The following is a 3,215-nucleotide window of genomic DNA, read 5'->3' on the forward strand; positions in this document are numbered from 1 at the left end:
TCCTTCAGCAGATCGGCCTTGCGCTGGGCGTCGACAATCGGCTCGATCGCCACGCCGGTGCACTTGCCGTCGACCACTTCCAGTTCGTTGGCGAACACGTAGTCAATGCCGAGCTTGGCCTGCAACTGCTTGGCGAAGTAGGTGAAGCCGCCGGACAGGATCGCCGTCTTGTAACCCAGACGCTTGAGTTCGGCGAACAGGGTTTCGGCGCCTTCGGTCAGGCGCAACGAAGCGCCGATCGAATCCAGCACGCTGACATCCAGCCCTTTGAGCAGAGCCAGGCGCTCCTTGAAGCTGGCACGAAAATCCAGCTCGCCGGCCATCGCGCGCTCGGTGATGGCCGACACTTGCTCCCCGACACCGGCCGCCTTGGCCAGTTCGTCGATGACTTCGGCTTCGATCAGCGTGGAGTCCATGTCGAACACCGCCAGGCGCCGGTTGCGGCGGAACAACGAATCTTCCTGGAAGGCGATGTCGACGTTCAGCGCCTGCGCGACGCTGAGGAACTCGGCGCGCAGGGCCTGCGGATCCGCCGCCTCGCCACGCACGGAGAACTCGATGCAGCCCTTGCCCTTGTCCGCCGGCGTATCCAGCGGCATGCGACCCGACAGACGGTCGATATGGTCGATGTTCAGGCCATATTTGGCGGTGATCGAGCTGACCGCCTGCAATTGGCCGGCGGTGACTTTGCGGGTCAACAGGGTAACGATGTGGCGTTTCTTGCCCTGATTGCCCACCCACTGCTGGTAATCCTCTTCGGACACCGGGGTGAAGCGCACCTGCTGGTCGAGCTCGTAGCCCTTGAACAGGATGTCCTTGAGCACGGCCTTGCCTTGCTCGGAATCGGGAATTTCAACCAGGATGCCGAACGACAGGGTGTCGTGGATCACCGCCTGACCGATGTCGAGAATGTTCACACCACCTTGTGCCAGAACGCCGGTAATGGCCGCAGTCAGACCCGGACGGTCGACTCCCGTGATGTTAATCAGGACGATTTCGCGCAACGCGCACCCCCGCAACTGGAAAAAAACCGCATTCTACCCACTTTCAGTGACCATCGGGCACCGCGAGCGCTTTGCCGGTCTAGGGCCTGTCGCTATACTGCGCGTCAACTTCACGGACAAAAGAGCCGAGCTCAGTGAACCGGCCCACGCCAGTTAAAACCGATAACTTCTTCCTGCTGATCTTCCGTGCACTGCGCCACCGCCGTGTACCGATTGCATTGCGCATTGCCAGCCATAACGTGATCCTGGTCGCTCTGGCCCTGGTGATCTATGCCGGGGTGATGGGCTTGCAGTTCAAGCAGGCCATGCACGAGCAGGCCGATGCACTGGGCGAAAGCCTGACCACGCAGACCGCCACCTCCGCCACGGAGCTGTTGGTGTCCAACGACATCCTCAGCCTCAATGTGCTGCTCAACAACCTGACCAAGAACAAACTGGTGGCGCACGCGGCCATCTATAGCGTGGACAACCGCATCCTCGCCGAATCCGGTCAGCGCCCCAAACACAGCCTGTTGGGCGAAGCCGAAGGCATGTACGAGAGCAAGATCACCTTCCAGGACGTGACCGCCGGGCAACTGCGCATCAGCCTGGACATGGATCAGTTCCAGCAGCCGATGACCATCAGCCTGCAGAGCATGGGCATTCTCAGTGCGATTTTGCTGGCGCTGTCGCTGGCCTTGAGCCTGCGCATGGGCCGCTACCTGTCCACGCCGCTGCTGCAATTGCGCGTATGGTTGCGCCATATCGACGAATTCACGCCGGGCACCGAGCGCCAGGACGAAATCGGTGATCTGGCCCGTCAACTGCACGCCAACTTTGCTCCGGAGCCGGCGCCGAAACCCGAGCCGGAACCCGAGTTCGAAGAAGAGGACGAACCGGAATTCGAAGTGCGCAACCTGCGCGATCCGAGCTTCGACGAAACCCGTCCGCTGGCCGCACAGAAGCCGGCGCCGCGCCACGTGGTCAGCACCGTTGAAGACGATGATGACGACGACGCCTTTGCCGATCTGCGCGACGAGTCGCTGGATGCCGCCCCGCAACCGGCTGTGCGCAAGGCCACACCCAACGTGCCACAGCACAGCGCCGTACTGGCCGTGCAACTCGGCTCGCAAGAACAACTGCGCCGCCTGCCACGCGCGCGCCTGGAGGAGCTGCTGGAGCGTTATCGCGACTGCCTCGATCAGGCCGCCTCGTTGTATCAGGGTGAAATCGAAACCCTCAACGACGGCAGCACGCTGATGCTGTTCCACAGCGAAGACAGCGGCGACGATTACCTGACCAACGCGATCTGCTGCGGCGAGCTGCTGCGGGCGCTGGGCCATCAGTTGCAGATCGAAGTCGCCGACAGCGGCATCACCCTGCAATTGCAGCTGGGTCTGACCCTGGGTGACGAGTTGTTCGGTCTGAGCCAGATCGACCTGCTGCTGACCGACTCTGCACAGGATGCCTTGGCCTTGTCGCAACACAGCCGCAATCTGCTGCTGGTCGAGCGCAAGATCAGTGACGATGCACTGATCCGCCAGCGTGCGCGGATCCGCCCGATTGCCAGCCCTGAAGGCGCTTGCTGCGTGGAGCGCTTGATGGAGCCTTATCCGTCGATGCTCGAGCGACAACTGGCGCGGATGCATGAACGTCGGGCGTAAGCCTTAGGCCAGAGGTACGAAAGCCCGCAGACACGCGAATGTCTGCGGGCTTTTTTGTTGCCTGCACTTTGCCCCTCACCCTAGCCCTCTCCCGCTGGGAGAGGGAACCGATCCGGGAATATTGAAGACCTGCAGCGACTTGAACGCCCAGCTGTGAATTCATAATCGCCAGGCTCTTTCAGGTCGATGCATAACCTCACCCCAGCCCTCTCCCTCGGGGAGATGGAACCGATTCGGGAATATTGAAGACCTGCAGCGACTTGAACGCCCAGCTGTGAATCCATAATCGCCAAGCGCTTTCAGGTCGATGCATAGCACCAGACACCTCGGTCAGTCCCCTCTCCCTCCGGGAGAGGGTTAGGGTGAGGGGCTTGTGATCTCCCCTACCAAACCCCAGACACAACAAAGCCCGCACAAGGCGGGCTCTGTTCTGACTCGATCCGACTTAGAAGCGGAACACTTCCATATCGGTGCGAATCGGCGAAGCCATCGGAATCTTTGGCTGCTTCTCGGCTTCCGCTGCCGGCGCGGCCGGTTTGGGTGCCGCTTTACGCGGTGCTTCAGCCAC

At 61.4% G+C, this 3,215-nt stretch carries 2 protein-coding genes and 1 pseudogene; 1 reads left to right on the forward strand and 2 read right to left on the reverse strand.

All coding sequences use genetic code 11. From position 1 onward, the window contains the following. On the reverse strand, positions 1-1,004 hold a 1,004-nt coding region (gene serB / locus DBR24_RS26815), incomplete at its 3' end, for a phosphoserine phosphatase SerB (RefSeq protein WP_128616223.1). A 134-nt stretch (positions 1,005-1,138) separates the two neighbouring features. Between serB and DBR24_RS26820 the strand changes: the two genes are divergently transcribed. Further along, positions 1,139-2,647: an AhpA/YtjB family protein gene (locus tag DBR24_RS26820; protein WP_128616221.1), complete on the forward strand. Its 1,509-nt coding sequence runs from the start codon at positions 1,139-1,141 to the stop codon at positions 2,645-2,647. Between the two features lie 445 nt (positions 2,648-3,092). On the opposite strand, the pseudogene DBR24_RS34965 reads toward DBR24_RS26820, so the two are convergent. Further along, positions 3,093-3,215, reverse strand: a pseudogene (locus DBR24_RS34965) (hypothetical protein); the annotation flags it as partial.

Origin of the sequence: Pseudomonas sp. HMWF006 (assembly GCF_003061205.1) — a bacterium.
Lineage (GTDB): Bacteria > Pseudomonadota > Gammaproteobacteria > Pseudomonadales > Pseudomonadaceae > Aquipseudomonas > Aquipseudomonas monsensis.